Genomic DNA, 25,704 nt, shown 5'->3' on the forward strand with positions numbered 1-25,704 from the left:
CCATCAGCTTATTTCTTGATGGCCGTCCCATACGCAAACACTTCCACCATCCCACCTTGCATCCCCAGTTCGGTGGTGCTTAAACGCAGACCTAAAATCTGGGTGGCGCCCATTTTCTCGGCTTCCAGCTTTAAGCGTACAATTGCTTCGCGGCGCGCACGTTCCACCACACTTTCATAACTGGTCAGGCGGCCACCGAGTAAATTCTGCACATTGGCAATTGCATATTTAAAGTAATCATGTGAAATCACCACATTGCTGCTGACCAGTTGGCCGGGTAGGTCAGTGCTTTTAAAGCGGCTGCTGTCGAGCTGGATATAGGCCAGTCGCTGTTCCTGTTCAGCCAGATATTGAAAATGCTTGCGTTCGTTATAACGGCCAAAACCAAAGCCAACGGCAAACAGGACCGCAAAAATCAGCAGCTGCAGGAGCAATCCATCCATGACTTAGTCCTGCGCAGGGAAGGGATCAGGCAGTTTTGGCATGATTGGATCGACAATCACCGCCGTGCCATAAACGAACAGTTCAGATGCACCCTGGGCAATGTTGGAAGTAGAAAAACGGATTCCGACAATCGCATTGGCCCCCATGCTGCGCGCTTTGTCGATCATCCGGTTCATGGCTTCCTGACGCGATTCTTCCAGCAGTTCGGTATAGGCTGTCAGCTCACCACCGACAATATTTTTCAATCCGGCCAGCAGGTCACGGCCGACATGCTTGCTGCGTACCGTGCTGCCATATACCACATCAATTTGCTGGCGAATGGTGTGTCCGGGTACAGATTCCAAATTACTCAGTAACATGTGATGACCAATAACAATAGATTGCTGATGAAGATAGAAAAACTGCGGGCAAAATGCAATCAAAACATCTCTTTTACAGTTTTATACGGGCAGATGTGCATCCAGTCCTTTGGCGAGTCACTACAAGCAAAACAGGATTTCTTTGCTTTGCTCATCACTCTATCGAGCTACTTTTATTTAATGGATGATCCAGGCACATCATCAGGCAAAGAAAAAGCCAGTCAGCGCGAGGCTCACTGGCTTGATTATCAAGCGATAAGAATGAAATCACCCTGATGCTTGACGCTGCAACTCAGACAATCTTATTGCTGAGCAGCGCGGCGTTGTTCTGCCACAGACGGCTGCTGGGTCACTTGATCTGAAGTGTTGGCTTTCAGGCCGCCACCCAAGGTTTTGTACAGTTCCACCTGATTGTTCAGATTGGCCTGTTCCAGCAATAACAGCCCTTGCTCGGCTGCATAAGAGGCACGCTGTGCATCCAATACGGTCAGATAGCTGTCAATGCCGGCACGGAAACGGGCTTCCGACAGACGATAGGTGGTATTGGTGGCTTCCACCAGACGGCGCTGTGCGGCAATCCGGTCACCAATATTTTCACGCACTGCCAAGGCATCATTCACTTCACGGAAAGCGGTCTGAATCGACTTTTCATAATCTGACAGCGCAATCTGCTGATCGGTTTCTGAAATGCGGATATTGGCCTGACGTGTGCCCCAGTCAAAGATTGGAATATCCAGACTTGGACCAATTGACCAGACAAAGTTACCTGATTTGAACAGGTCACTTAAATCGGCCGAGGCATAACCGGCGGAACCGGTCAGGCTGATGGTCGGGAACAGACGGGCACGCGCTGCGGCAATATTGGCACCTGCGGCAGACAGACGGTATTCTGCTGCACGGACATCGGGACGGTTTACCAGCAGATCACTTGGTAAGCCGGCACCAATTGCCGTATTGGAGGTAATGCGGGTAATGCGCTGTGCCGGCAGCAGATTGGCCGGAACCGGTTGACCCACCAGCAGATTCAGCAGGTTTTGTGCCTGCGCCACCTGAGTCTTATAGTTAGCTACATCATTACGCGCGGTTTCGACTGAAATTTGCGCCTGACGTACCGGCAGTTCGCTGTCGATGCCAACGTCAAAACGTTTTTTGTTCAGGTTATACGATTCAAGCTGGGCCTTTAAAGTTTGCTCGGCCAGTTTCAGGTTGGCATTGGCAAAGGAATAGCTGAGCCAGGCCTGAGATACCTGACCAATCAGGGCAATTTGCGTGGCATCACGGGCGCTCTGGGTGGCCAGGAAATTATCCAGTGCATTGTCACGCAGGCTACGGACCCGACCCCAGAAATCCAGCTCATAGGCGGTGACCCCTAAACCTACGTTATAGGAGGTGCTTGGGCCACGACCCTGATTGCTCATGGTGTCCTGACGTAACACGCTGCCACTGGCGCCAATGGTCGGTAACTGGTTATTTTCAGTAATCTGATACTGTTGCTGGGCACGCTGGATGTTCAGCGCCGCAGTACGTAAATCACGGTTATTGGTCAAGGCCAGATCCAGCACCTGTAGCAGGCGCTGATCGGCAAAGAAATCTTTATAACCCTGTTCTGCAACAGAGCTTCCGGAAGCATTGCTATAGCTGCTCGGAATATTCGCCTGAGCAACCGGCTCTGGCCCGCGCATACTCTGACAGGCTGTCAAAGCAAGCGCAAGGGCAGAAACCGCAATACCACGGCCTGTAAGAGACCATAAGTTTTGCATCACGATACATGCTCCTGATGATTTTGTTGTTTTGGTTTGTATTTAAAGATACTTCGAATCCACACGTAGAATACCGGGATAAAGAAGATACCCAACAAGGTCGAACTGATTACGCCGCCCAGAACACCATAACCGACCGAGTGCTGGCTACCTGCACCTGCACCTGAAGACAGGGCCAGCGGCAGTACACCAAAACCGAAGGCTAAAGTGGTCATGATAATTGGACGTAAACGCATTTTTGCCGCATGTAAAGTGGCTTCAAACAGGTCTTCACCTTTTTCCTGCAACTCTTTGGCGAATTCGACAATCAGGATCGCGTTTTTCGCAGACAGACCAATCACCGCAATAATCGCCACCTGGAAGTAGATGTTATTCGACAGGTTCGGGTTCTGGAACAGCACCATCCCGCTGAAGGTCAGGAACAGGGCACCGACAATACCTAATGGTACGACCAGTAATACCGAGAACGGAATTGACCAGCTTTCATACAGCGCTGCCAGACACAGGAAGACGATTAACAGCGACAGGGCATACAGGAATGGCGCCTGATCACCCGATTCACGTTCTTCCAGTGACAGACCGGTCCATTCATAGTCGAAACCTTGCAAGCCCATGTCTGGCAGCTTGGCAATAATTTCTTCCATGGCCACCATCGCATCACCCGAGCTGACGCCAGGCGCTGGTGTACCCTGAATGTTCATGGAGGATACGCCGTTATAACGCTCTAAACGTGGTGAACCATAAGTCCATTCACCGGTTGCAAAGGCCGAGAATGGTACCATTTCGCCGCGGTTATTACGTACATACCATTGATCGAGGTCTTCCGGCATCATACGTGAGCCTGCTTCACCCTGAACATAGACTTTCTTGACACGACCGCGGTCGATAAAGTCATTGATGTACGAACCACCCCAGGCCATGCCCATGGTGCTGTTAATTTCAGCAATACTCACGCCCAAGGCACCGGCCTGCGCATGGTCCACAATCACGCGGTACTGTGGTGTATCTTCCTGACCATTTGGACGAACCCCGGCCAGACGTGGATCTTTGGCTGCTTCACCTAAAATGATGTTACGTGCCATGGTCAGTTTTTCATGACCCTGACCGCTGGCATCTTTCAGCTGCAGGTTAAAGCCGGCACTCACACCCAGTTCAGGCATGGCAGGCAATTGCAGTGGCATGATGTAAGAGGCATCTTTAACAATCATGTTCAGTGCCATACCACGCTGGATAATCGCACCGACCTGAGATTCTGGCGAAGTACGTTCTGACCAGTCTTTCAGTTTAATGAAGGCCAGACCTGCGTTTTGTCCAACCCCAGTGAAGGAGAAGCCGGCCACACTAAACACAGACTCGACATGCTCTTTCTCATTTTCCAGGAAGTAGTTGGTCATGGTGCTGACTACTTTGTCAGTCCGTTCCAGACTGGCATTTGGTGGCAATTGCACCAGTGTCATCACCACACCTTGGTCTTCATCCGGCAGGAATGAAGATGGCAGTTTCTGGAATAACAGCACAATCACAACCAGCACTGCACCGTAAATAATTCCGGAGAAAATCTTGCTGTGGGTCATACGGTTCACACCGCCCTGATATTTCACCGACAGCTTGTCAAAGCTGCGGTTAAACCAGCGGAAGAAACGCGCAAACAGACCGTTGCTTTCTGGCTTGTTCGGATCATGCTGTTTCAGCATGGTCGCACACAGGGCAGGGGTAAAGGTTAAGGCTACAATCAGCGACAGTACCATTGCCGTGACCAGGGTCACCGAGAACTGACGATAAATCACCCCGGTCGTACCACCGAAGAATGCCATTGGTACGAATACCGCAGACAGCACCGAGGTAATCCCGATTAACGCGCCAGAAATCTGTTTCATTGACTTTTCAGTGGCTGCCACAGGGTCGAGATGTTCTTCGACCATGACACGTTCCACGTTTTCCACCACGACAATCGCGTCATCGACCAGCAAACCAATCGCCAGAACCATCGCAAACATGGTCAGGGTGTTAATCGAGAAGCCGAACATGTTGATGACGGCAAAGGTCCCCAAGACCACCACCGGTACGGCCATGGTTGGAATAATAGTGGCGCGCCAGTTCTGCAGGAACAGGAACATCACCAGGAATACCAGAATAATCGCTTCAATTAAGGTTTTAACAACACTCTTAATCGACAATTCAATAAATGGTGTGGTGTCAAAGGCCAGCTGATCGACCATCCCTTGCGGGTAGTTTGGACGTAACAGCTTTAAGCGCTCTTCAACGGCTTGGGCGGTATCCAGCGCGTTGGCACCAGTTGCCAGTTTAATCGCAACACCACCGGCAGGTTTGCCGTTGAATTTGGAATCAAACTGATAGTTGTCTGCACCGAGTTCTACACGAGCTACATCACCCAGACGCACCTGTGCACCTGAAGCAGTATTTTTCAGGAAGATATTGCTGAACTGTTCTGGGGTTTGCAGCAGGCTTTGTGCCGTTACGGTTGCGTTGAGCACCTGACCTTCTATGGCGGGTGCACCACCTAACTGACCGACAGCGACCTGGGCATTCTGGGTACGAATGGCTGTGGCAATATCACTTGGGGTGACTTGCAGGCTGGCCATTTTGGCTGGGTCCAGCCAGATGCGCATTGCATAGGAACCACCAAACACCTGAACTTCACCGACCCCCGCCACACGGCTTAAGGGTTCAGAAATATTGGAGTTAACATAGTCTTTGATGTCATTTGCTGACATGCTGCCATCAGGCGAATAGAAGGCCAGAACTTGCAGGAAGCTGGCGCCTGATTTGGTGACCCTCACCCCTTGACGCTGGACATCTTCCGGTAGCAGGGCAGTGGCAGACTGTAATTTGTTCTGTACCTGAACCTGGGCGATGTCAGGATCGACGCCTTGTTCAAAGTTCAGCGCAATAGATGCAGAACCGTTACCGGCACTGTTCGATGAAATATAACGCAAGCCATCGAGACCATTCATCTGCTGTTCAATAATCTGGGTCACTGTGTTTTCAACTGTTTCAGCCGAAGCACCCGGATAAGTCGCAGAAATGGTGACCGTTGGCGGCGCAATGGTCGGATACTGGGCAATGGGCATATTGGATAGGGTTAGAATACCCGCCAACATGATCACCAGTGCAATCACCCATGCAAAAATCGGGCGATGAATAAAAAATTGAGCCATTGAAGTCTACCCCTTATGTATTTGAAGTAGCTTTTTGTTCAGCCTGAGCATCCGCCTGATCTGCTGGTTGTTTTGCCTTATCTGATGCAGCAGGTTGCTGGGCACCTTGTGGCGCGGCAGCTTGCGGTTGATATGGTTTGGCTACCACTTTCTGTTCCGGCTTGACTTTGGCAATACCTTCTACAATAACTTTGTCACCGGTTTGCAGACCTTCAGTCACAATCCAGTCTTTGCCCTGAATGCCTGCAGTGGTTACTGGACGTGCTTCAACCACACCTTTGGCATTGACCAGCATCGCCATGGCCTGACCGGTTGGGGTGCGGGTAATGGCAGCTTGCGGAATCAGCACGGCATTTGGAATTACCCCTTGCACAATTTGTGCAGTGGCAAACATGCCTGGCAATAACAGATGGTTTGGATTCGGGAATACTGCACGTAAAGTCACGGTACCCGTATCCGGATTAACGCTGGCATCGGAGAATGCCAGACGGCCTTCAACCGGATAATAGCTGCCGTCTTCCAGTTTCAGTTTGACTGTGGTGTTGTTGCTGCTGTTTAAATCACCTTTGCTGAGTTGCTGGCGTAAACGTAGCAGTTCAGCACTTGACTGGTTGATATCCACATAAATCGGGTCCAGACGCTGAATCGTCACCAGCGGTTCCTGCTGGCTGGCAGTCACTAACGCACCTGCAGTCACGGTAGAACGGTTGGTCTGACCTGAAATTGGCGCACGTACGGTTGAGTAACCCAGGTTAATTTCTGCATTGCGCAGTTCGGCACGGGTGGCCGCGACATCTGCTTCTGCCAGTTTCACCTGCGCCACAATGTCATCATATTCCTGTTTGGAAATGGCATTGCTGCCCACCAATTGACGATAACGGCCTTCTTTGACACGTAAAACGTTCAGATTGGCCTGCTGACGTGCCAATGCTGCACGGGCGCTATCCACCGATGCACGGTTGGTCCGTGAATCAATTTCATATAAGGCCTGACCTTCACGTACATAGCTGCCTTCGGTAAACAGACGTTTCTGCACCACACCGCTGGTTTGCGGGCGAACTTCAGAAATTTCAAAGGCAGTGGTACGGCCGGAAAGTTCAACAGACTGCTCGACACTTTGTGGCTGTACAACAATGACCCCAACTTCTGTTGGAGGCATTTGCTGCTGGGCTGCAGCTTGCTGCGCATCATTTGGATCTTTGCTACAACCCACAAGCGCGATGCTTGTGGCCAATGCGCAAGCAGTGAGGGCAGGGGCCCAAAGCTTTGCAGACATCATTCTTCCACCTCAATTAGATTTTTATCTATCTAAAAATTATTCATTGGTTTGCGCTGGCTGTACTTGATCAAGATCAGATAGAGCAGCGTGATCCAGATAAAACTTATGCTCCAGCCTGACAGGACATCTGAGGGAAAATGTACGCCAAGATACACTCTTGAAATTCCCATCAGCAACATCCACATAACAGCACATATTACAATGGCTTTATGTGCGGGATGTTGCATTGACACATAAATTGCAAGACAGCCCAGCGTTGCGGCATAAAAACTATGTGCGCTGGGAAATGAGGCACCATAGCTATTGACCAGATGATACATTTCTGGCGGGCGCTCTCTTGCAATCAGATACTTGAGTATCCAGGCAGTGGCAAAACTCCCCATCAGTCCAATGCTGACCAGCACGATATTTGCATATTCCTTCTGCCTGGCCAGATACAGACACCAAAGACTGGATAAAAATAATACAAATGGCATGCCACCAACGACAGATAATCCCGTCATTAGTGAATTCAACATCTCGTTACGGTGCTGGCTGAACCAGTCTACAATTGCCGAATCAAGGGCAGTGAGCGCTGGAACATAAAGCATTAACACGCTGAAAAAACACAACAAACCACCGAGATAAAGCAAAAAATTAGGCATGCCGAAATCCTGGTTAGTTTAGCTGATCCGAGCGCAGTCCGGTAATGGATTAAAGTGTACTCGCCAGTACACTTCATTTCAAGCCTGTATAAATTATGCTAATTTCTTTTTCAATTCTTTTTAACACATGACAAAATAAATTAACAAATTCCTTAATGATGACCCTTGGCCGGGCCAGATTGTTCTTCAACTTCAACAGGTTGCTTCGGTGGCCAGAAAAAGTCACTGGGCCGGGTCAGGAAATGGGTCATGACCAGTTTGGCCAATGGTTTCCACTGTTCAAAACGTACCCGACGTGCGCGCAGGGCCACAATAATGGTGAGGGTAAAGCTGACAAATAAGTTGGTCAGGCCAATTAACAGTACACCCAGGAAAGACACAATAATCAGGCCAATTTCCGGACTACCGTTGACGTTCATCAAACCCTGAATAAAGTTGGCCGAGGCAAAGGCAATATGCCGGATATCTAAAGGCAGACCCAGAATATAACCAATTGTGCCCATACTGCCGAGCATAACCCCGAACAGGAAATTACCGGCCAGTGCACCCAAGTTCCGTTCAATATAGGCGGCAAAACGGTCCAGCCGTTCCTGACTCATCCATTTTTTCAGTTTGGCATGCGCCTGTAGCCGTGGTCCGACTTTGCGATACACCGCCATATTATCGAAGTAACCAGCAATCAGGCCCGATAAAAACAGACACACACCGGCAATGGCTGCGTGTGGAATTGCCAGAGAGGTAAACGGATTCAGGTCATGCAGCATTTTGCTGGCTTTGGCATGGTTCATTAAAGGCTCATGCAACGCCGCATCCCACATAAAGGCAATTAGGGCGGCTACCGGAATGGCAATCGAGATATTGCCCAGAATGGCAATAAACTGGGTCCGGATAATATTGATAATCAGCGCGGCCAGCTCGGCAATTTGCGCCATTTTCGAGCCTTTGCGATGCTGTACGGTCGAAGCCAGTGCGGCAGCGGTCATCGCCGGCTGTTTGGTGGCCACAGTAAAGTGCAGCACATGAATCAGCATAAAGCCCAGCGAGTAGTTCATGCTGTTAATAAAGGCCTGCATCAGCGGCGCCAAGGTTAAACGTGCCGCCAGCACCTTAAGGGTGGCCATGGTGGCAATAATCACCCCGGCCCCGGCAGCCGATTTATACATTTCCAGAAAGCCGGCCTTGTCGGTACTTACATAATGTTCACCGGTTTTACTGGCATTTTCAGTCACCTGCAAGGCCATCAATTCACTGTTGGTAGCCAGCAGGGAGCGGACACTGCGTTCGCTATACAGCGCGGTGGTAATATCGACCAGTAGCTCGCCCATGGCGCTATAACGCACATCATCTTCTTCAACAATCAGGTTCAGCAGCAGTTCAATCCGGTCCAGACACTGTTCCAGTAAGGACAGCAAATAGGTCAGGCTGACACTGACCCCAATCCGTTTGGTGGCCCGGCGAATTTTATGGCTGACGTTACGGCACTGGTCAATCATCACCAGCGCCTGTGAGGCATCCGGTGGAATTACCGCTTCAAATTTGTCGGCACTTTGATGCAGGTTTTTATATTGCACAATGAAATCGTTGATTTCACGGTTCTGCACTAAAAATGGTGACTCGTATTCGGTCAGTTCCGGATGGGCATTAATAAATTCCGGATATAAACCAATTCCGCTGACCCGATAGGACAGCACGGTAATGGCTTTAATGATTTCCTGACGAATCAGTTTTTTATCATCCTGATTACGATGGCCCTGATTCAGCAGGCGAAACAGCTGCTGCCACTGCTGATCTTCAATATCATCCAGCCAGTATTTATCACTGCGCTGATGGAAAATGCGGCGCAGCAAGTCCTGCAGCTGGCTCTGATCATTAATCAGCGGTAAAAAATGTGCCCCTAGGCGCTGGAACAGCTGGCTCCAGAAACCATCTAAAGACAGGATGCCGGTATCAGCATACAGGCTGGTCTGTTTGTACTGGCTGATTAAGCAGAGCACAAAACTTTGTAGGGTATTGGCGGCATTGGGCGTAATCAGTAGGGCATGTAAAAAGGCCTGAAACTTTTCTTGTATTTCTTCGCTATTTTCGGTGTTGGCTGGTCGAATGCGGTTGACCAGCTCAATGAGCAGTTGCTCGTCAAGATCAGCGGGCATGGTTTCCAGCTGATCCTGCATGTTCAGGAATAGGTCATAAAATTTTATATGCATAGGCAAGGATGAAGCTATTTATTGAATTCGGTGCAGGGCCAGCTTGGCCAGATTGACCAAGGCCTGACGATAGATTGTATCTGGCAAGGCATTTAAGGCCGCAATTGCGGCTTCGGTTTCTTCCGTGGCACGCTGCTGGCAATAATCCAGTGCACCAGAGGTCTGTACAATCTCGATAACCTGCGCCAGGTCGGAGGTTCCGCCCGTAGCAATACTGCGGCGGATAATTTCATGTTGCGCACCACTGGTATTTTTCAGGGCGGCAATTAAAGGCAAGGTCGGTTTACCTTCCATCAGGTCATCGCCGATATTTTTACCCAGGGTTTCGGCATCTGAGGTGTAATCCAGAATATCGTCAATGATCTGGAAGGCATTACCAAAATGGCCGGCAAAGACACGTAATGGTTCACGGTATTCCGGCTTGCCGGTTAAAATGGCGGCACCTTCGGTGGCCAGTTCAAACAGGCGCGAGGTTTTGCCGTGAATAATATCTAAATACGTCTGTTCGGTGGTGTCCGGTTGATGCTGTGATTGCAACTGTAGTACTTCACCTTCGGCAATTTCACAGGTACCGGTCGAGAAATCTTTCAGCAAGGTCATGTTGTTTAAATCGACCAGCAGGTCAAAGGCACGTGAAATCAGGAAGTCACCGACCAATACGGCGGTCTGGTTATTCCAGGTGGCATTGGCGGTTGGACGACCACGACGCAAGCCGGATTCATCGACCACATCATCATGCACCAGGGTTGCGGTATGCAGCATTTCAATAATCGCCGCCAGTCTGCGCGCCTGTTCCAGATCTTCTGCGCCGCAGGCTTTGGCCGCCAGTAAGCACATAATCGGACGCATACGTTTGCCGCCGGCTTCCACCACATGCTTGCTGACCGCCATAACCAGTGCGACTTTTGAGGTAATGCCTTCATTAATAAACTGATCCATCGCGGCAAAATCGGAAGCAACAGGCGCGAGAATATCTTGCTTAAAGTCGATGGTCATGTGAAGGAGAACCTCAATTGTGTCAAGTAACAACGATATAGTGTAACAATGAAAAACGTCTGGACAGGAAATCTGCAATCTGCGGTGCGGCCATTGTAGTTGTCGTTATGAAGTACGAAGCAATGGTCTGCTTTCCTGTTCGTGCTGGCGCTGATGGCCTCCCGGTGACAGGCAGCGGTGATAGCATCAGCATGCTGGCGTTTTCGATTCTAACAAGCAATTTGATTAGATCAATGAAAAATGTAGGGTTTTGACCATTTTTGTTGCTTTTCGTTGCATGTTTATAAAATAAACAGCCGGCTGATGCAATATTTTGGCTAAATCTCTTGTTGTTTGCAGCGTTATCCCTTAAAATCTCTGCCCTTGTATAACCCCAGTGGCGTTCGTTTTAAGATCGGTATATCCCTTTACCGGCACGACGACACGGGCATGTTTGGAGTACATTATGTACGCAGTAATCCAAAGCGGTGGTAAACAGCACCGTGTAGTTGAGGGTGAAACCCTTAAAGTTGAATTATTGAAAGCTGAAACTGGCGCAACCATTACGTTTGATGACGTATTAATGCTTGTAAACGGTGATAGCATTCAAATCGGTGCTCCAGTTGTAGCTGGCGCTAAAGTAACTGCAGAAGTGGTTGGCCATGGCCGTCACGACAAAATCCGCATCATCAAAATGCGTCGTCGTAAGCACTACCGTAAGCAACAAGGTCACCGTCAATGGTTCACCGAGTTGAAAATTACTGGTATTTCAGGCTAATCACTAGGAGTAATGAGACATGGCATCTAAAAAAGCCGGTGGTTCTACTAAGAACGGTCGTGATTCGAATCCTAAGATGTTAGGTGTTAAAGTTTACGGTGGTCAAACTGTAACTGCAGGTAACATCATCGTTCGTCAACGTGGTACAGAATTCCACGCTGGTGCAAATGTAGGTATGGGCCGTGACCATACTTTATTTGCTACTGCTGACGGCGTAGTAAAATTCGAAGTGAAAGGTCAATTTGGCCGTCGCTACGTATCTGTTGAATAAGATTCAATAGAACAAAAACCCACAGTCTTCTGTGGGTTTTTTTATGCATGTCGCATCGGGAAAGAGAGCAACCCTGATCTTCATGATGATGGATAAAAAAGAACATTTGATATTAATAAACATACAAAACTTCTTATTTCCTCTAAATTTAGGCACTTTATTTGGTTTAAGATGAATCCATGAATACATTGCGATATGCAACAATAAAAGGTGAATCTATGAAAATGCTTCGTCAAACCATGTGTGCTATGGCATTGGGTGCTGCAACGCTGGCACCAGTGATGAGTACGACTGTGTATGCTGCGCCTGTGGCAGCATCGGAGCAGCAAGCCACTGCCAATCTGGTCAAACAATTGAGTCATATTAAAAGTATGACCGCCAACTTCGAGCAGACCACCAAAACCAGTGGCAAAGCGCCTAAAAACAAGGGCCTGACTGCCCAGCATATGAATCAGGAATTTAAAGGCGTAATGAAAGTGGCGCGCCCGGGTAAATTCTATTGGGAAACCACCAGTCCGGCCAAACAGACCATTGTGACCTCAGGGAAAACCGTCTGGATTTATGACCCGGACTTGCAGCAGGCCGTGCGTCAAAACCTGGATGAGCAGGTTGCCAATACGCCAGCACTGTTATTATCGGGCAATACCAACCAGATTATGCAGTCATACCGGGTGACCCAGCCAAACAAAGGCAAAACCTATTACACCCTGTATCCAAAAAGTGATGACGGTGCTTTCCAGAGTCTGACCATCAGTTTCGGTGCCAACAAAGCACCAAGCCTGATGATTCTGGAAGATTCTTTAGGTCAAACCACCTATGTGCGTTTTAACAATGTGAAGGTGAACCCGAACATTGCCAACTCGACCTTTAATTTCACCCCGCCAAAAGGCACGGATATTATTGATCAATAAGGGGTGCTGATCATTTCTTAAAAAGATTTTATCTGTGAAAGCAAAAACATAGAGGAGCCATTTTAATGGCTCCTTTATTTTTAGGTGAATAATCGTCCAATGACAGGATTGAACGGAAAGTCAATTGAGCGAGTTAGGTCATGCGGACATGCATGAAATGGCAATAAAAATTGCCCTCCCTGAAAATGGTTAAAAATTAACCAAAAATAAGGGTTAACCAGAATCACGGCTGGTCTGTCTGCTTTTGCTCTGTGAAAGAATCCACAATTTCTGTGGATAAATCTTGGGATAATTTATTTTTCCCGTTGAATGGGCCGCAGATGCACGATTAGGGTCCAGTCAGGATTTGATTTTATTTTAAAAATATCATTATGAATTTTAATGGAATATTATAAATTTTGGTATGTACCGCTGCGGATGGTTTTTGGTTGATTTTTCATTTTCTATTGCAGGTTACAGAACTGCTCTAGGATCGAACAGCAGGAGTTTTATATAGTGGTAAATAGCTAAATTGAGCGTATACAACGCCTTTGCGGGGTGAAAACTGCTGAAAATTGCAGCATGAACATAGGGGAAATGCAATGCAACATCTGAAATCAAATCTGCTCACCACGACCATCGCACTGACCACGGCATTAATGTTAAGCGCCTGTCAGCCGAAGCAGGATGCCGCACCTCAGGTGGAGGCCGAGCAAAGTCAGACTCAGGCAGCTGCCATTCCCGTGATTCAGGCCAAAGTGGTGCCGGTGGAATTGAAACAGCAGCAGCGCTGTGATGAAGAGGGCTGTACCGAATACGATATTCAGACGGTCAATACCAATGTGCCGTGGATCAATGCGTATTTTATGCAGCGGATTAAAAAGGCTGACCCGATTGCATTTAGTGAAGATGCCGCTTCTACTGCGTCAGCATCGTCAGCATCGTCAGCATCGTCAGCATCGTCAGCATCGTCAGCATCGTCAGCATCGTCAGCATCGTCAGCATCAGAGGCCAATAGCACAGAGGAGCCTAACCGTCTTAGCCTGAGTTCTACCTATGTACGTTATATTGGCCAGCATGGCCGTCTGGCTACCTTTAGCATGCAAAGCTATAGTTATCCGGCCGGGGCGGCGCATGGTATGCATCATCAGGAATTTGTGACCTTTGATTTAAACAGCAAGAAACGTCTGGCCTTGCAGGATATTCTGCTGCCGAATAGTGAAGCCAAACTGGTACAAGAACTGTTTAACCATAATTACAACTGGCTGAATGAGCACGACATCCAGCGTGACAAACTGCGACTGAGTGACAATTTTTATTATGGCGCCAATGGGCTGGTGTTTGTCTATCCATTGTATGAGCTGGCTTCCTATGCAGAAGGCATGCCGGAACTGGAGCTGCCGTATTATGCGGTGGACAAACTGATTAAAGCTGAATATCTGCCAAGTTTGCCGAAGTATCCGACCCAGTAAATTGTGAAAAAACTGCGCCAGATTGCTGTAATAAGCCCCAGCCGTGAAGCGGATTACTGTATTTTTTAACCCGAAGCGCTTACACTATAGCCAGTTTTTTTCTTTACAAAAGATTGGCTATGATCGACCCGAAATTACTCAGAAATAATATTGAGGCTGTAAATTTAGCCTTGGCAAAACGTGGTGTGCAACTCAATGTAGAAGAATGGGCATCATTGGAAGCTCGCCGTAAAGAAATCCAGTCCAAAACGGAAGCTCTACAGGCCGAACGTAATGCCGGTGCCAAACAGGTCGGTCAGATTAAAAAAGCCGGTGGTGATGCTTCAGAAATCATGGCACGTATGTCAGCCATTGGTGATGAAATTAAAGCAGCCGAAGTGGCTTTAAATGAATTACAGGCGGAAATTGAAACCAAATCACTGACTATTCCTAACCTGCCACATGAATCTGTGCCGGAAGGTAAAGATGAAGCTGATAACGTGGAAATCCTGACCTGGGGTACACCGCGCGAATTTGATTTTGAAATCAAAGATCATACCGACTTAGGCGAATGGATGGGTGGTCTAGAATTTGAAACCGCGACCAAGCTGACCGGTTCTCGCTTTAGCGTTTTAAAAGGGCCATTGGCGCGTCTGCAACGTGCTTTAACCCAGTTTATGCTGGATACGCATACCCTGAAAAATGGCTATACCGAAGCCTATGTACCGTACCTGGTCAATGCCGATTCTTTACGCGGTACCGGTCAATTACCAAAATTTGAAGAAGACCTGTTTAAGCTGCAAGGTGAAAAAGAGTTCTATTTAATTCCAACCGCGGAAGTGCCAGTCACCAACTTTGTCCGTGACGAAATTATTGATGCGGACCGTTTACCGCTGAAATATGCTGCGCATACCCCATGTTTCCGCAGTGAAGCTGGTTCTTATGGTCGTGATACGCGTGGTTTAATCCGTCAGCACCAGTTTGATAAAGTAGAAATGGTGCAAATCGTTAAACCTGAAGATTCTATGCAGGCACTGGAAGAGTTGACCGGTCATGCAGAAGGCATTTTGCAGGCGCTGGGCTTGCCGTACCGTAAAATCATCCTGTGTGGTGGTGATATGGGCTTTGGTGCGACCAAAACCTATGACCTGGAAGTGTGGGTGCCAAGTCAAAATACCTATCGTGAAATTTCTTCGTGTTCCAACATGGGTGATTTCCAGGCGCGTCGTATGAAAGCGCGTTATCGTGCCGACCAGAAGAAAACTGAATTTGTACATACCTTGAATGGTTCAGGTCTGGCGGTTGGACGCACCTTATTGGCCGTGATGGAGAACTATCAGCGCGCGGATGGCTCAATTGAAGTGCCTGAAGTGCTACGTCCGTACATGGGTGGTGCAGAATATATCGACTAAATTCAGGTCGATGTACAGGATGCACCAATTTGTGCACAAAATTTGCTTAAGACAATCTGAACTAAATTACTGAGGTAGTGTGTGGATATTTTTCCAATCTCGTTAAAGTTGCAACAGCAACGCTGTCTGATTGTCGGTGGCGGCCATATTGCCTACCGTAAAGCCGGTTTACTGCAAAAAGCAGGCGCTATTATTGATGTGGTGGCGCCGGACATTGATGCCGCTTTACTGGAACTGGTCCAGCAGAGCCAGGGGCGCTATGAGGCTGCTGCCTTCAATACTGAAATTCCGCTGCGCCAGTATCGTCTGGTGATCGCCGCCACTGATGATGCAGCAATCAACCGTCAGGTGTTTGAGGCCTGTGAAGCTGAAAATGTGCTGGTCAATAGTGTGGATGATCCGCCACATTGCCGCTTTATGGTGCCGGCTATTGTCGACCGTTCGCCTTTGCTGATTTCAGTGGCCACGAATGGTGCATCGCCGGTGTTGTCGCGCCAGATTCGCACCCAATTGGAAACCAGTATTCCGCATGGCATGGGCAAACTGGTGAGTTTTTCCGGTCAATGGCGTGCTGCGGTTAAGGCCAAAATCCAGAATCCGGATGAACGCCGGATTTTCTGGGAAAACCTGTATGCCAGTCCGCTCAAAGAGCAGGTCTTTAATGACAATCTGCAAGAAGCCAATCGTTTGATTGAACAGGCTTTGCAGGAATGGACCACGCCAAAAGGTGAAGTGTATCTGGTCGGTGCCGGTCCGGGTGATCCAGAACTGTTGACCTTAAAAGCACTACGCTTGATGCAGCAGGCCGATGTGGTGATTTACGACCGTCTGGTGTCTGATCCGATTATGGAGCTGTGCCGCCGTGATGCTGAAAAAATTTATGTTGGGAAAGCACGTTCCAACCATGCTGTGCCACAAGAGGGCATTAATGCCTTGCTGGTCAAGTATGCGCAGGAAGGTAAACGTGTTTGTCGTTTAAAAGGCGGTGATCCGTTTATTTTTGGTCGTGGCGGTGAAGAAATTGAAGAACTGTTTGCTGCAGGTGTGGCTTTTCAGGTGGTGCCGGGCATTACCGCAGCATCGGGCTGTTCAGCTTATGCCGGCATTCCTTTAACCCATCGCAATTATGCACAAAGTGTACGTTTCCTGACCGGGCATTTAAAAGAAGGTTCACCGGAACTGCCGTGGAGCGAGCTGGTCTATGAAAACCAGACTCTGGTGCTGTATATGGGACTGGTGGGACTGGAAAAAATTTGTCAGAAACTGATTGCCCATGGCCAGCGTCCGGATATGCCAGTGGCCTTGGTGTCTAAAGGCACCACACCGGAGCAGAAAGTGGTGGTCGGGACTTTGGCAGATATTGCATCTAAAGTTACTGAACATCAAATTCAGGCACCCACTCTGACCATTATTGGTGAAGTGGTGAAGCTGCGCGAACAACTGCAATGGCATGAGCGAGGATAAAGCAACACAACGTGTTGCCCGAGCGCAAGACGAAGGCTATGCCTGAGTAAAGAGGATAAAGCAACGCACTGCGTTGCCCGAGCGCAAGACGAAGGCTACGCCTGTCAAGTGGCGGCTATGATGAATCATGGTTGCCGGAGATGCAAAAGGGCAATACTGCGTAGCGCTTTAACCCTGACAGCATCCTTGTCCCATCAAGAAAGTTTAATTGCTTAAATCAACCAGATAGTGAGTAAAAAGTGATCCACGTTGTGTTATATGAGCCTGAAATTCCTGCCAATACCGGTAATATTATCCGGCTTTGTGCCAATACTGGTGCTCAGTTACATCTGGTCAAGCCCCTGGGTTTTGAGCTGGATGATAAAAAGCTGAAACGTGCCGGTCTGGATTACCACGAATGGGCACGGATGCAACTGTGGGATTCAATTGAAGACTGTCTGGCCAATTTGGCCAGCAAAGGCATAGGCGTGGATGCGGTGTATCCATTAACCACCAAGGGTACAGAAACCCCGCATACTTCGGATTTAAACCGTCCTGTGGCCTTGTTGATGGGACCAGAAACCCGCGGTTTGCCTGAGCATGTGCGTTTGATGTTCCCACAAGAGCACTGGATTCGCTTGCCGATGGCAGAAAACTCCCGCAGTCTGAACCTGTCAAATGCCACAGCAGTTATTGTTTATGAAGCCTGGCGTCAGCAGGGTTTTCAGCCTTTAAGCTAGGGCAGACCATCAAGATGAATAAAAAAACCAAGATCACTGATCTTGGTTTTTTTATGATGAATTATTTTTCAGTGAGCAGGATCAAGCCGTCAAAACCTGACCTGAAACGTAGAAAAACAAAAAAAGGTGCCGAAGCACCTTTTTAAATGACTTAAACTTAGAGTTTATCGTCAAATTCATTGTGTTGTGGCGCAGGGTGTTTAAAGCCTTTGGTTTTATAACCCAGGTATAAAATACCGGCCATTGCCCACCATAAACCATATTTCAATGATGTTTCATCAACCTCAAGCCACAGTGCAAACACCGCAATAAAACCACAAAGCGGCACCACCACAAAGTTCAGAATATCTTTAACGTTGCGGGTACGTCCATCACGCAGCGCATAGCGTGAAATGACTGACAGATTGACGAAACTGAATGCAGTCAGGGCACCAAAGCTGATCAGGGAAATCACGAAATCCAGATCCATAAAGCCTGCAGTTAAGGCCACCGCACCCACAATCAGAATGTTATAAGACGGTGTGAAGTTACGTGGGCTGATATGACCAAAGATTTTCTTGTTGATCACGCCATCACGGCCCATCACGTACATCAAACGGGATACACCGGCATGTGCAGAAATACCCGAAGCCATCACCGTTACAATTGCGAAGGTCAGTACATAGGACTGGAACAGTGAACCACCCACCAGCATCAGAATTTCTGGCTGAGTTTCAGCAATATTCTTGAAGTAGCTGCCCGGTTCATTCGGGAAGTAAATCTGCATGAAGTAGGTGCTGACAATAAAGATGATCCCGGCAATTAACGCAGTCAGGAAAATCGCTTTTGGCAGGGTCTTTTCGGTATCTTTGGTTTCTTCTGCCAGCGAGCTTAAGGAGTCAAAACCGGTGAAGGAGAAGCATAGTAAGGTAGCACCAGTAATCAGCGCACCGACTGAGGTCAGCTCATTCCAGAACGGTTCAAGGCTCCAGAGCTGATAACGCTGTTCAGCACTAATCGGGCCATCGGCATTAAAACCGGCCTGTAGTTTGGTAAATACCATCCAGGTAAAGATCGCGATGACCAGGAGCTGGATAAATACAATCAGGCTGTTGAAGTTGGCGACAAAACGCGCACCGCGCAGGTTGATGCCGGTCATAAACGCGGTCAGCACAATGACCCAGACCCAATGATTGACATCCGGGAACAGCGCTTCCAGATAAATCACGGCCAGAATAATATTCACCATTGGCGACAGCAGGTAGTCGAGCCAGGACGACCAGCCCACCATAAAGCCGACATTAGGGTGAATTGATTTCTGCGCATAAGTATAGGCAGAACCCGAAGATGGGTAGCGGCGAATCATGTGACCGTAGCTTAACGAGGTCAGCAAGATTGCAACCAAGGCAAAAATATACGATGTGGGTACATGAAAATGACTTTCTTCCGATACTAAACCGAAAGTGTCAAATAAGGTCATTGGCTGAATATATGCTAAACCAATAATAATGATGTGCCAGAGCCCTAGCGTTTTTTGCAGTTTAGCTGCCGATTGAGTCCCAGAGATATTTGTCAACGGCGTTATCCTCTTAATCGTTGATCAAGGATCAGTCATGTTCCTAAGGATCGTTTGAGACGAACGATCCCCCCTATCAATAAAACAAAAGTCCGCCAATCTACTCCAAAATGGTTGCTTTTGTCAGTAACTTTTTCAGAAATTTTTAGCAGAAAATATGCCAATCATCTGAATAAACAAGAACTTTTTCTTGGGTATAGTAAAAGCCTGATGCTTAAAAAAACATCAGGCTTCTAGAAATTTTGGCTATATTCGCCTATTTGCTGGAAATTACCAAGCCTTTTTTAAGATAGATTTCAAATCTTCCAGACTAGCTTCTTTCGGGTTGTAAATGATCGAGCCATCGTTCAGGGCTTTTTCTGCCACTTCATCCAGCTGCGCTTCTGTAACCTTGCCGGTTTCACTCAAGGTGCGTGGCAATTTGGTCATAGCATACAGACGGTCGCGCATGGTCAGCAGGGTAGCAATGGCTTTATCGGCACGCAGATGCGCCGGAGTCTGGGCATAAATATCCGGGCCGGCCAATGGCAGCAGTAGTTCGGCAATTTTGTCGCCATTGACATCTTTGTTGTATTCCAGCACATACGGCAAGAACAGGTTCATGCACAGTCCATGCGGCAGATGCGCCACTGCACCTAAGGCATGTCCGAGAGAGTGCACTAGACCCACCATCGAATTGGAGAAGGCAATACCAGCCATGGTCGAAGCTTGCGCCAGTTCCAGACGGCCATAGGCATCGCTTGGATTATCCAGCACTTTAAACAGGTTATTGCTGATTTTCTTGATCGCGGCGGTGGCATAGGCATCCGAAATCGGATTCGAGCCCATGCAGCTATAAGCTTCAACCGCATGGGTCATGGCATCCATAGCTGTCATTGCCGTTAAATGCGGTGGCAGGGTCTGGGTCATGCGCGGGTCCAGAATCGCGGCATGTGGCATCAGGTAATAAGAAGCGAATGGCATTTTGACATTCTTTTCAGTATCTGACACCACAGCGACCATGGTGACTTCTGAACCGGTGCCTGATGTGGTCGGAATCACGAAGAAGGGCTTTAATGGTTTTGGCAGGTTGTGCGCGCCGGAATATTTGAGCAGGTCATCGCCGCCTTCCGTCACCAGAATATTGGTGGCTTTGGAGGTATCAATTACCGAACCACCGCCCACTGCAATAATGGCATCACAGTTGTGGTCACGATACAGCTGCGCGGCTTTACGTACCGTGTCCAGACTTGAATCCTGTGGCACATCATCAAAAATATAGCCAATTTCAGCATCGGTTGATTCAAAAGCCGCTTCAACCGGGGCCAGCAGGTTGTTACCACGGACGCCTTTGTCAGTAATGATCAGCGGGCGTTTCGCGCCTAAAGTCACCAATTCAAACGGAATGTGTTCCAGTGCGGCATTGCCGGCAATGACTTTGACTGGACAAAAAAATTCGTAATAAGGCTTCGCCATGTTATGCACTCCGTTGGAAATAGGACTGAGCCACTTTCAGGTAAATATGGGCAGCTCCGCTGAGTTTTTCTTTTAAGCTAAGTTCGGATGGGTATTGTTTGACGGCCAGCTCTGCCAGCAGTTTAGGCAAAATCAGGGCTTCCATTTTGTTCAGGCAACGCACCAGACGAATGGCATAAGACAGGTCGCCATCGGCAATCATGCGGTCATGGGCAAAGGCCTGTGCCGTACTTTCCTGAAACGAGAACACCAAAAAGGCATGGGTTAGATGCTTGAAGGTAATGACCAGATCGGGTTTGCCATCCAGTTCAGGCAGCAGTTCGAGCTGATGATCTTCAGTCACCCGGGCAATGAACGCAGGTCCATTGGGAAACACTTTCATGGACAGGATAAAATTTGCGGGAAACTTTGCAACTTCCTGTTTTATTTCTTGATCGACCTGGCTTGCCATCACCAGACCTCTGCCAATCACATCCATCATGAGTTTGACATAGGCCTGTTGCAAAGCGGGCTTCACGGTTTTGCTTGAAATCACTCGCTGAGTCCCTTTGTTAACATCTATTATTGAATTTAGAGTAAATACTCTAATTTATTTCTTATTCAAAAGTAAAGTCATTTAGGCTTGAATGGTTTGAACCTCACTAAAGTAACCACTGTGCTCTAAAGTTTCAATGATATCTCGGCATAAAGTTTCAAACGATGGGTAGTCTGGGACTAAATCCTGAATGCGCACCATTTCCAGACCAGCATACCCACAGGGGTTAATGGTTTGAAAACCACTCAAATCACAGTCAATATTCAGCGCTAGTCCATGGTAACTACGGCCTTTGCGGATTTTAAAGCCCAATGAGCCAATTTTACGCTCCGCGACATAGACACCCGGCGCATCTGCTTTGGCATAAGCTTCAATACCATATTTTTTGAGCAGCGCAATCATCAGGTTTTCGGCATACGATACCAGCGTGCGGACATTCCAGCCCAAACGGTTCAGGTCAAACAGGAAATACGCCACCAGCTGGCCCGGACCATGCCAGGTCACCTGTCCACCACGGTCGGTTTGTACCACCGGAATATGGCTGGGAATCAAAATATGTTCTGCCTTGCCGGCCTGACCTTGGGTCAGCACTTCATGATGCTGCAAAATCCAGAGCTCATCGGGGGTATTGGCATCACGCTGTTCAGTCAACTGCTTCATCTCTAAAAAGCGGTCTTGATACGGTGTTAATTGCGAATACTGACGGATAATGAGGGTCGGTTTTTGAAGCGCATCGGTCACAGGCTGCGTCCTTAAAAATGAAATCTGCTGATGTGAATTATAATGATTCAGAATAGGAATAGGAGTGTGCCTGCTTTAAATTACTGCGCTTGCACGGCACGCCATAAAAAAACACGCATGAAGCGTGTTTTTTTGAAACTTAAAGCGCGGTTTTAATCAGCGGGCAGGCAGCTAAATCGGCATAGACCGCATGCACCTGTTCCAGCTCCTCGAAACGCAGCTGTGCGGTAATCGAGTGGTATTTACCGGTACGCGACGGGGTCACGGTCATTTTGTCGCCATCAAAGTCCGGGAAGTGTTTCACGAAAATATCGTTCACCGCTTGACGCAGCTCTGCACCGGCCAGACCAATCAGTTTAATCGGGTAATCCATCGGAAAAACCCAAAGATGCTCTTGTAATTCACGAGAGGGAGTGCGGTCAATCATAATTACCTCAAAAGATTGAAAAACGCCTGCAAGGCGCAGGCGTTTTGGCATTGCTACTTAAATGGGGATGGATTGATCCCAATTCAAGCCGCTGCTGACTTAGTCGTTTTCCAGGAATGAACGCAGGTGTTCAGAGCGGGAAGGGTGACGTAATTTACGTAAGGCTTTGGCTTCAATCTGACGGATCCGTTCACGGGTCACATCAAACTGCTTACCGACTTCTTCCAGAGTATGATCGGTTGGCATATCAATACCAAAACGCATTTTCAGGACTTTGGCTTCACGTTCAGTCAGGTTTTCCAGCACTTCGCGTGTTGCTTCTTTTAAGCCTTCTGAAGTCGCTGCATCGACTGGAGAGGTGATGTTGCTGTCTTCAATAAAGTCACCCAAATGCGAATCTTCATCATCACCAATTGGCGTTTCCATGGAAATCGGTTCTTTGGCAATTTTTAGGACTTTACGTACCTTCACTTCGTCCATTTCCAGACGTTCACCGAGTTCTTCCGGTGTCGGTTCGCGGCCCATTTCCTGCAGCAACTGACGAGAAACACGGTTAATCTTGTTAATGGTTTCAATCATGTGTACCGGAATACGGATGGTACGTGCCTGATCGGCAATCGAACGTGTGATCGCCTGACGAATCCACCAAGTCGCATAAGTCGAGAACTTGTAACCACGACGGTATTCAAACTTGTCTACCGCTTTCATCAGACCGATGTTACCTTCCTGAATCAGATCCAGGAACTGCAAGCCGCGGTTGGTGTATTTCTTGGCAATCGAGATCACCAGACGCAAGTTGGCTTCGACCATTTCTTTCTTGGCGCGACGTGCTTTGGCTTCACCCACCGCCATACGTTTGGCAATGTCTTTAATGTCTTTAACATTCAGACCCAACTCTTTTTCGATGTCGGCAATTTTTTGCTGGAAGGCCAGTACGTCAGGACGCACTTTTTCCAGGTAGCCTTTCATCTCTGCAGGAGCTTTGGCAATCTGTTCGTCTAACCATGCCGGATTAGATTCCTGACCCGGGAAAGTCGTACGGAACTGGGTACGGTCCATACGGCCACGACGTACTGCATAACGCATTACTTCACGTTCTGCTGCACGAATCTGGTCATGCGTGCCACGAATCATTTCTGAAATAATATCAAACAGGCGCGGCGCAAATTTGAACATCATGAACACGCTGGCCAGAGCCTGTAACGCAGCTTCCGCTTCTTTGCTGTTACGGCCATGCTTTGCAATGACGTTTTTGGTGTTATTCCAGGCTTCAGTCAGCTCGGCAAAACGTACTTTGGCAATTTCAGGGTCCGGACCAGAATCCGCTTCAGAATCATCATCCGATTCTGACTCTTCTTCTTCATCGTCGTCATCAAGTTTGACATCTTTGGTGCTCTTGCTGCTCGATTCTTCTTCATCGTCGAGCACGGCTTCATCTTCCAGCACTTCCGGAATTTCTTCATCGGTTTCAGGATCTAAGTAACCTGAAAGCAGATCGGCCAGGCGGCGTTCGCCATTTTCATAATCTTTGTATTCTTGTAGAACCACTTCAACGGCATTTGGCCAGTACGCAATTGAATGCAGCACATCACGGATGCCTTCTTCAATACGTTTCGCGATACTAATTTCGCCTTCTCGCGTTAACAGCTCAACGGTCCCCATTTCACGCATATACATACGCACAGGGTCCGTGGTACGGCCAGGCTCATTTTCTACAGAAGCCAGTACTGCCGCTGCTTCTTCTTCAGCGACTTCATCTGCAGCTTCTGTGGTGTCTTCGAACATCGCATCATCAGATTCAGGTGCACGTTCATGCACAGGAATGCCCACGTCCTGAAGCATCTGGATGATGTCTTCAATCTGTTCGCTTTCCGTGATTGAGTCTGGGAGATGATCGTTAACCTCGGCATAAGTTAGGTAACCTTGCTCTTTGCCTCGGCTAATCAGAGCCGCTACTTGCGAAGTAGGGGAAGTCATATCGCTCATCTTTGCTTACTCTTCGTTGAATCTGTGGCAGTGAAAAACCGTGCATGATAGCACAATTTGCTGTAAAAGTTTCTGATTTGATCAATCAAGCATGATTTTATAAAAATGTTTGAAAGCAAAACTGAATAGGAATATGGGGCATCTTGCCCGGTTTTCAAGTCTGGCATCCGTTTTGTCCGCGAAATATTCTTGTCATATGCTTTAAACTATACTTATTCAGATAAGGTCTTCATAAATACACAAATTTTAGCGCGAAATACAAGCCAAAAATAGTCGGGAAAAACAAAATATATAAATAAAACTTGACAACTTTTTCAAAGGCAGATAAATAGCGGCTAAACCCATTCACATTTTTTCATTCTGAGGTAGTTTTAGTGTCTTCAACAGATTTTGAACTAGATGATAACTACGGTGATGATGATGTCAGCTTCGATGAAGCGGCAGGTAAAATCAGTGCGAAAGAATCGTTAGAAAAACGTCGCCTGATTGATGATCTGCTGGCACAGCGTCGACTGGAGCGTGATCTCAAGGATTTTGATTATGACTTCGACGAAGATGATTTTGACGACGAAGATGACTGAAATTTGGGTTCAGTAAAGTCTTCGGAAAATGCTATGCTATACCTTGTATAGACGATTTTTGGATTTAAGATGAGTGCTTTAGATTTAGACCTGTTGAGTGAATATCTAGATGGTGACCAGAACGAATACGGTCTAGATTTTGCTGCCACTCATGGTTTTTTGTGTGCCATTGCAGTCGGCCCGCAATTTGACCAATGGCTGGATGAACTGTTTGAAGGCAACCAGAAAAAAGTGCCGGCAGAAATCGTAGCGCAGGTGAAAACCTGGCTCGAATCCATTCGTCAAAACCTGGCCAATGAAGAAGGTATTGAATTTCCATTCGAAATTGAAGAAGCAGATGTAGAATCAAGTTTGGGCGACTGGAGTGTGGGCTTTGTGGATGCCATGTTCCTGAATGAAGAAGCCTGGTTCACGCCAGAATTTGAAGAACAGCTGGTAGATCTGACTTTACCAATCATGGTGTTTAGCGGCATTGATGAAGAAGACCCGCAAATGGAAAGCTTCCGTCGTAATGGTCAGTTAATGGATGAGCTGGCGGAAGAAATTCCGGACAACCTTAATGAACTGTATTTGATGTATCACACTCCAAACTGAT

24 protein-coding genes are annotated in these 25,704 nt (G+C 47.9%); 10 read left to right on the plus strand and 14 right to left on the minus strand.

Features of this window, described 5'->3' with window-relative positions; all coding sequences use genetic code 11:
* Positions 1 to 8: 8 nt before the first annotated feature.
* Positions 9 to 443: a YbjQ family protein gene (locus P253_RS00715; RefSeq protein ID WP_005176078.1), complete on the minus strand. Its 435-nt coding sequence runs from the start codon at positions 441 to 443 to the stop codon at positions 9 to 11.
* 3 nt (positions 444 to 446) lie between these two features.
* The gene (locus P253_RS00720; RefSeq protein WP_005176080.1) at positions 447 to 803 is read right to left on the minus strand and encodes a YbjQ family protein; all 357 of its coding nucleotides are present in this window, start codon (positions 801 to 803) and stop codon (positions 447 to 449) included.
* A gap of 3 nt (positions 804 to 806) precedes the next feature.
* Between P253_RS00720 and P253_RS00725 the strand changes: the two genes are divergently transcribed.
* Positions 807 to 1,079: a hypothetical protein gene (locus P253_RS00725; protein ID WP_034597392.1), complete on the plus strand. Its 273-nt coding sequence runs from the start codon at positions 807 to 809 to the stop codon at positions 1,077 to 1,079.
* Between the two features lie 26 nt (positions 1,080 to 1,105).
* On the opposite strand, the gene adeK is transcribed toward P253_RS00725, so the two are convergent.
* From adeK to sdsA, 6 genes are all read right to left on the minus strand, one after another.
* Entirely contained in the window at positions 1,106 to 2,563 is a 1,458-nt protein-coding gene (gene adeK, locus P253_RS00730) for a multidrug efflux RND transporter AdeIJK outer membrane channel subunit AdeK (protein ID WP_005176082.1), read from the minus strand.
* The gene (locus P253_RS00735; protein ID WP_016659891.1) at positions 2,563 to 5,742 is read right to left on the minus strand and encodes an efflux RND transporter permease subunit; all 3,180 of its coding nucleotides are present in this window, start codon (positions 5,740 to 5,742) and stop codon (positions 2,563 to 2,565) included. The genes adeK and P253_RS00735 overlap by 1 nt, the downstream gene beginning before the upstream one ends.
* 13 nt (positions 5,743 to 5,755) lie before the next feature.
* Positions 5,756 to 7,021, minus strand: a complete 1,266-nt coding sequence (locus P253_RS00740; protein ID WP_016659892.1) for an efflux RND transporter periplasmic adaptor subunit — start codon at positions 7,019 to 7,021, stop codon at positions 5,756 to 5,758.
* 29 nt (positions 7,022 to 7,050) lie between these two features.
* Positions 7,051 to 7,665: a phosphatase PAP2 family protein gene (locus tag P253_RS00745; protein ID WP_005176089.1), complete on the minus strand. Its 615-nt coding sequence runs from the start codon at positions 7,663 to 7,665 to the stop codon at positions 7,051 to 7,053.
* A 152-nt stretch (positions 7,666 to 7,817) separates the two neighbouring features.
* Positions 7,818 to 9,869, minus strand: a complete 2,052-nt coding sequence (locus tag P253_RS00750; RefSeq protein ID WP_016659893.1) for a site-specific recombinase — start codon at positions 9,867 to 9,869, stop codon at positions 7,818 to 7,820.
* 18 nt (positions 9,870 to 9,887) lie between these two features.
* Positions 9,888 to 10,865 (minus strand): All-trans-nonaprenyl-diphosphate synthase, encoded by a 978-nt coding sequence (sdsA, locus tag P253_RS00755; RefSeq protein ID WP_005176094.1) that lies wholly within the window; start codon positions 10,863 to 10,865, stop codon positions 9,888 to 9,890.
* Positions 10,866 to 11,310: 445 nt separating this feature from the next.
* On the opposite strand from sdsA, the gene rplU reads away from it, so the two are divergent.
* From rplU to P253_RS00790, 7 genes are all read left to right on the plus strand, one after another.
* On the plus strand, positions 11,311 to 11,622 hold the full coding sequence (gene rplU, locus P253_RS00760; protein WP_005176105.1) for a 50S ribosomal protein L21: 312 nt from the start codon (positions 11,311 to 11,313) through the stop codon (positions 11,620 to 11,622).
* 19 nt (positions 11,623 to 11,641) lie between these two features.
* Positions 11,642 to 11,893 carry a 50S ribosomal protein L27 gene (gene rpmA / locus P253_RS00765; protein WP_005176106.1) on the plus strand — a complete coding sequence of 84 codons (252 nt, stop codon included), beginning with the start codon at positions 11,642 to 11,644 and terminating at the stop codon, positions 11,891 to 11,893.
* A 218-nt stretch (positions 11,894 to 12,111) separates the two neighbouring features.
* The gene (lolA, locus tag P253_RS00770; protein ID WP_016659894.1) at positions 12,112 to 12,804 is read left to right on the plus strand and encodes an outer membrane lipoprotein periplasmic chaperone LolA; all 693 of its coding nucleotides are present in this window, start codon (positions 12,112 to 12,114) and stop codon (positions 12,802 to 12,804) included.
* A 581-nt stretch (positions 12,805 to 13,385) separates the two neighbouring features.
* Complete coding sequence (locus P253_RS00775; protein ID WP_016659895.1) at positions 13,386 to 14,255, plus strand: RsiV family protein; 870 nt, start codon at positions 13,386 to 13,388, stop codon at positions 14,253 to 14,255.
* 119 nt (positions 14,256 to 14,374) lie between these two features.
* Positions 14,375 to 15,646: a serine--tRNA ligase gene (serS, locus tag P253_RS00780; RefSeq protein WP_016659896.1), complete on the plus strand. Its 1,272-nt coding sequence runs from the start codon at positions 14,375 to 14,377 to the stop codon at positions 15,644 to 15,646.
* Positions 15,647 to 15,727: 81 nt separating this feature from the next.
* Positions 15,728 to 17,110: a siroheme synthase CysG gene (gene cysG, locus P253_RS00785; protein WP_016659897.1), complete on the plus strand. Its 1,383-nt coding sequence runs from the start codon at positions 15,728 to 15,730 to the stop codon at positions 17,108 to 17,110.
* A 239-nt stretch (positions 17,111 to 17,349) separates the two neighbouring features.
* Positions 17,350 to 17,829 carry a tRNA (cytidine(34)-2'-O)-methyltransferase gene (locus P253_RS00790; protein WP_005176117.1) on the plus strand — a complete coding sequence of 160 codons (480 nt, stop codon included), beginning with the start codon at positions 17,350 to 17,352 and terminating at the stop codon, positions 17,827 to 17,829.
* A gap of 157 nt (positions 17,830 to 17,986) precedes the next feature.
* On the opposite strand, the gene P253_RS00795 is transcribed toward P253_RS00790, so the two are convergent.
* From P253_RS00795 to rpoD, 6 genes are all read right to left on the minus strand, one after another.
* Complete coding sequence (locus P253_RS00795) at positions 17,987 to 19,384, minus strand: APC family permease (protein ID WP_005176119.1); 1,398 nt, start codon at positions 19,382 to 19,384, stop codon at positions 17,987 to 17,989.
* A 270-nt stretch (positions 19,385 to 19,654) separates the two neighbouring features.
* The gene (locus P253_RS00800) at positions 19,655 to 20,839 is read right to left on the minus strand and encodes an iron-containing alcohol dehydrogenase (protein ID WP_016659898.1); all 1,185 of its coding nucleotides are present in this window, start codon (positions 20,837 to 20,839) and stop codon (positions 19,655 to 19,657) included.
* 1 nt (position 20,840) lies between these two features.
* Positions 20,841 to 21,374, minus strand: a complete 534-nt coding sequence (locus P253_RS00805) for a hypothetical protein (RefSeq protein ID WP_005176124.1) — start codon at positions 21,372 to 21,374, stop codon at positions 20,841 to 20,843.
* An 81-nt stretch (positions 21,375 to 21,455) separates the two neighbouring features.
* Positions 21,456 to 22,115, minus strand: coding sequence for a lipoyl(octanoyl) transferase LipB (gene lipB / locus P253_RS00810; RefSeq protein WP_005176127.1), 660 nt, complete (start codon positions 22,113 to 22,115; stop codon positions 21,456 to 21,458).
* Between the two features lie 139 nt (positions 22,116 to 22,254).
* Positions 22,255 to 22,542, minus strand: a complete 288-nt coding sequence (locus tag P253_RS00815; RefSeq protein ID WP_005176130.1) for a YbeD family protein — start codon at positions 22,540 to 22,542, stop codon at positions 22,255 to 22,257.
* A gap of 99 nt (positions 22,543 to 22,641) precedes the next feature.
* A complete protein-coding gene (gene rpoD / locus P253_RS00820) occupies positions 22,642 to 24,528 on the minus strand; it encodes an RNA polymerase sigma factor RpoD (protein WP_016659899.1) in 1,887 nt (628 codons plus the stop codon).
* Between the two features lie 374 nt (positions 24,529 to 24,902).
* Between rpoD and P253_RS00825 the strand changes: the two genes are divergently transcribed.
* Both P253_RS00825 and P253_RS00830 read left to right on the plus strand, forming a co-directional pair.
* A complete protein-coding gene (locus P253_RS00825; protein WP_005176134.1) occupies positions 24,903 to 25,109 on the plus strand; it encodes a PA3496 family putative envelope integrity protein in 207 nt (68 codons plus the stop codon).
* Positions 25,110 to 25,178: 69 nt separating this feature from the next.
* On the plus strand, positions 25,179 to 25,703 hold the full coding sequence (locus tag P253_RS00830; RefSeq protein ID WP_005176137.1) for a YecA/YgfB family protein: 525 nt from the start codon (positions 25,179 to 25,181) through the stop codon (positions 25,701 to 25,703).
* The last annotated feature ends 1 nt before the right edge of the window (position 25,704 follow it).

The organism is Acinetobacter indicus CIP 110367 (assembly GCF_000488255.1).
GTDB classification, from domain to species: Bacteria; Pseudomonadota; Gammaproteobacteria; order Pseudomonadales; family Moraxellaceae; genus Acinetobacter; species Acinetobacter indicus.

Excerpts from the sequence above, each read along its gene's own strand:
- P253_RS00715 (WP_005176078.1), bottom strand. The coding sequence starts at position 443 with ATGGATGGATTGCTCCTGCAGCTGCTGATTTTTGCGGTCCTGTTTGCC.
- P253_RS00720 (WP_005176080.1), bottom strand. The coding sequence starts at position 803 with ATGTTACTGAGTAATTTGGAATCTGTACCCGGACACACCATTCGCCAG.
- P253_RS00725 (WP_034597392.1), top strand. The coding sequence starts at position 807 with ATGACCAATAACAATAGATTGCTGATGAAGATAGAAAAACTGCGGGCA.
- adeK (WP_005176082.1), bottom strand. The coding sequence starts at position 2,563 with ATGCAAAACTTATGGTCTCTTACAGGCCGTGGTATTGCGGTTTCTGCC.
- P253_RS00735 (WP_016659891.1), bottom strand. The coding sequence starts at position 5,742 with ATGGCTCAATTTTTTATTCATCGCCCGATTTTTGCATGGGTGATTGCA.
- P253_RS00740 (WP_016659892.1), bottom strand. The coding sequence starts at position 7,021 with ATGATGTCTGCAAAGCTTTGGGCCCCTGCCCTCACTGCTTGCGCATTG.
- P253_RS00745 (WP_005176089.1), bottom strand. The coding sequence starts at position 7,665 with ATGCCTAATTTTTTGCTTTATCTCGGTGGTTTGTTGTGTTTTTTCAGC.
- P253_RS00750 (WP_016659893.1), bottom strand. The coding sequence starts at position 9,869 with ATGCATATAAAATTTTATGACCTATTCCTGAACATGCAGGATCAGCTG.
- sdsA (WP_005176094.1), bottom strand. The coding sequence starts at position 10,865 with ATGACCATCGACTTTAAGCAAGATATTCTCGCGCCTGTTGCTTCCGAT.
- rplU (WP_005176105.1), top strand. The coding sequence starts at position 11,311 with ATGTACGCAGTAATCCAAAGCGGTGGTAAACAGCACCGTGTAGTTGAG.
- rpmA (WP_005176106.1), top strand. The coding sequence starts at position 11,642 with ATGGCATCTAAAAAAGCCGGTGGTTCTACTAAGAACGGTCGTGATTCG.
- lolA (WP_016659894.1), top strand. The coding sequence starts at position 12,112 with ATGAAAATGCTTCGTCAAACCATGTGTGCTATGGCATTGGGTGCTGCA.
- P253_RS00775 (WP_016659895.1), top strand. The coding sequence starts at position 13,386 with ATGCAACATCTGAAATCAAATCTGCTCACCACGACCATCGCACTGACC.
- serS (WP_016659896.1), top strand. The coding sequence starts at position 14,375 with ATGATCGACCCGAAATTACTCAGAAATAATATTGAGGCTGTAAATTTA.
- P253_RS00800 (WP_016659898.1), bottom strand. The coding sequence starts at position 20,839 with ATGGCGAAGCCTTATTACGAATTTTTTTGTCCAGTCAAAGTCATTGCC.
- P253_RS00815 (WP_005176130.1), bottom strand. The coding sequence starts at position 22,542 with ATGATTGACCGCACTCCCTCTCGTGAATTACAAGAGCATCTTTGGGTT.
- rpoD (WP_016659899.1), bottom strand. The coding sequence starts at position 24,528 with ATGAGCGATATGACTTCCCCTACTTCGCAAGTAGCGGCTCTGATTAGC.
- P253_RS00830 (WP_005176137.1), top strand. The coding sequence starts at position 25,179 with ATGAGTGCTTTAGATTTAGACCTGTTGAGTGAATATCTAGATGGTGAC.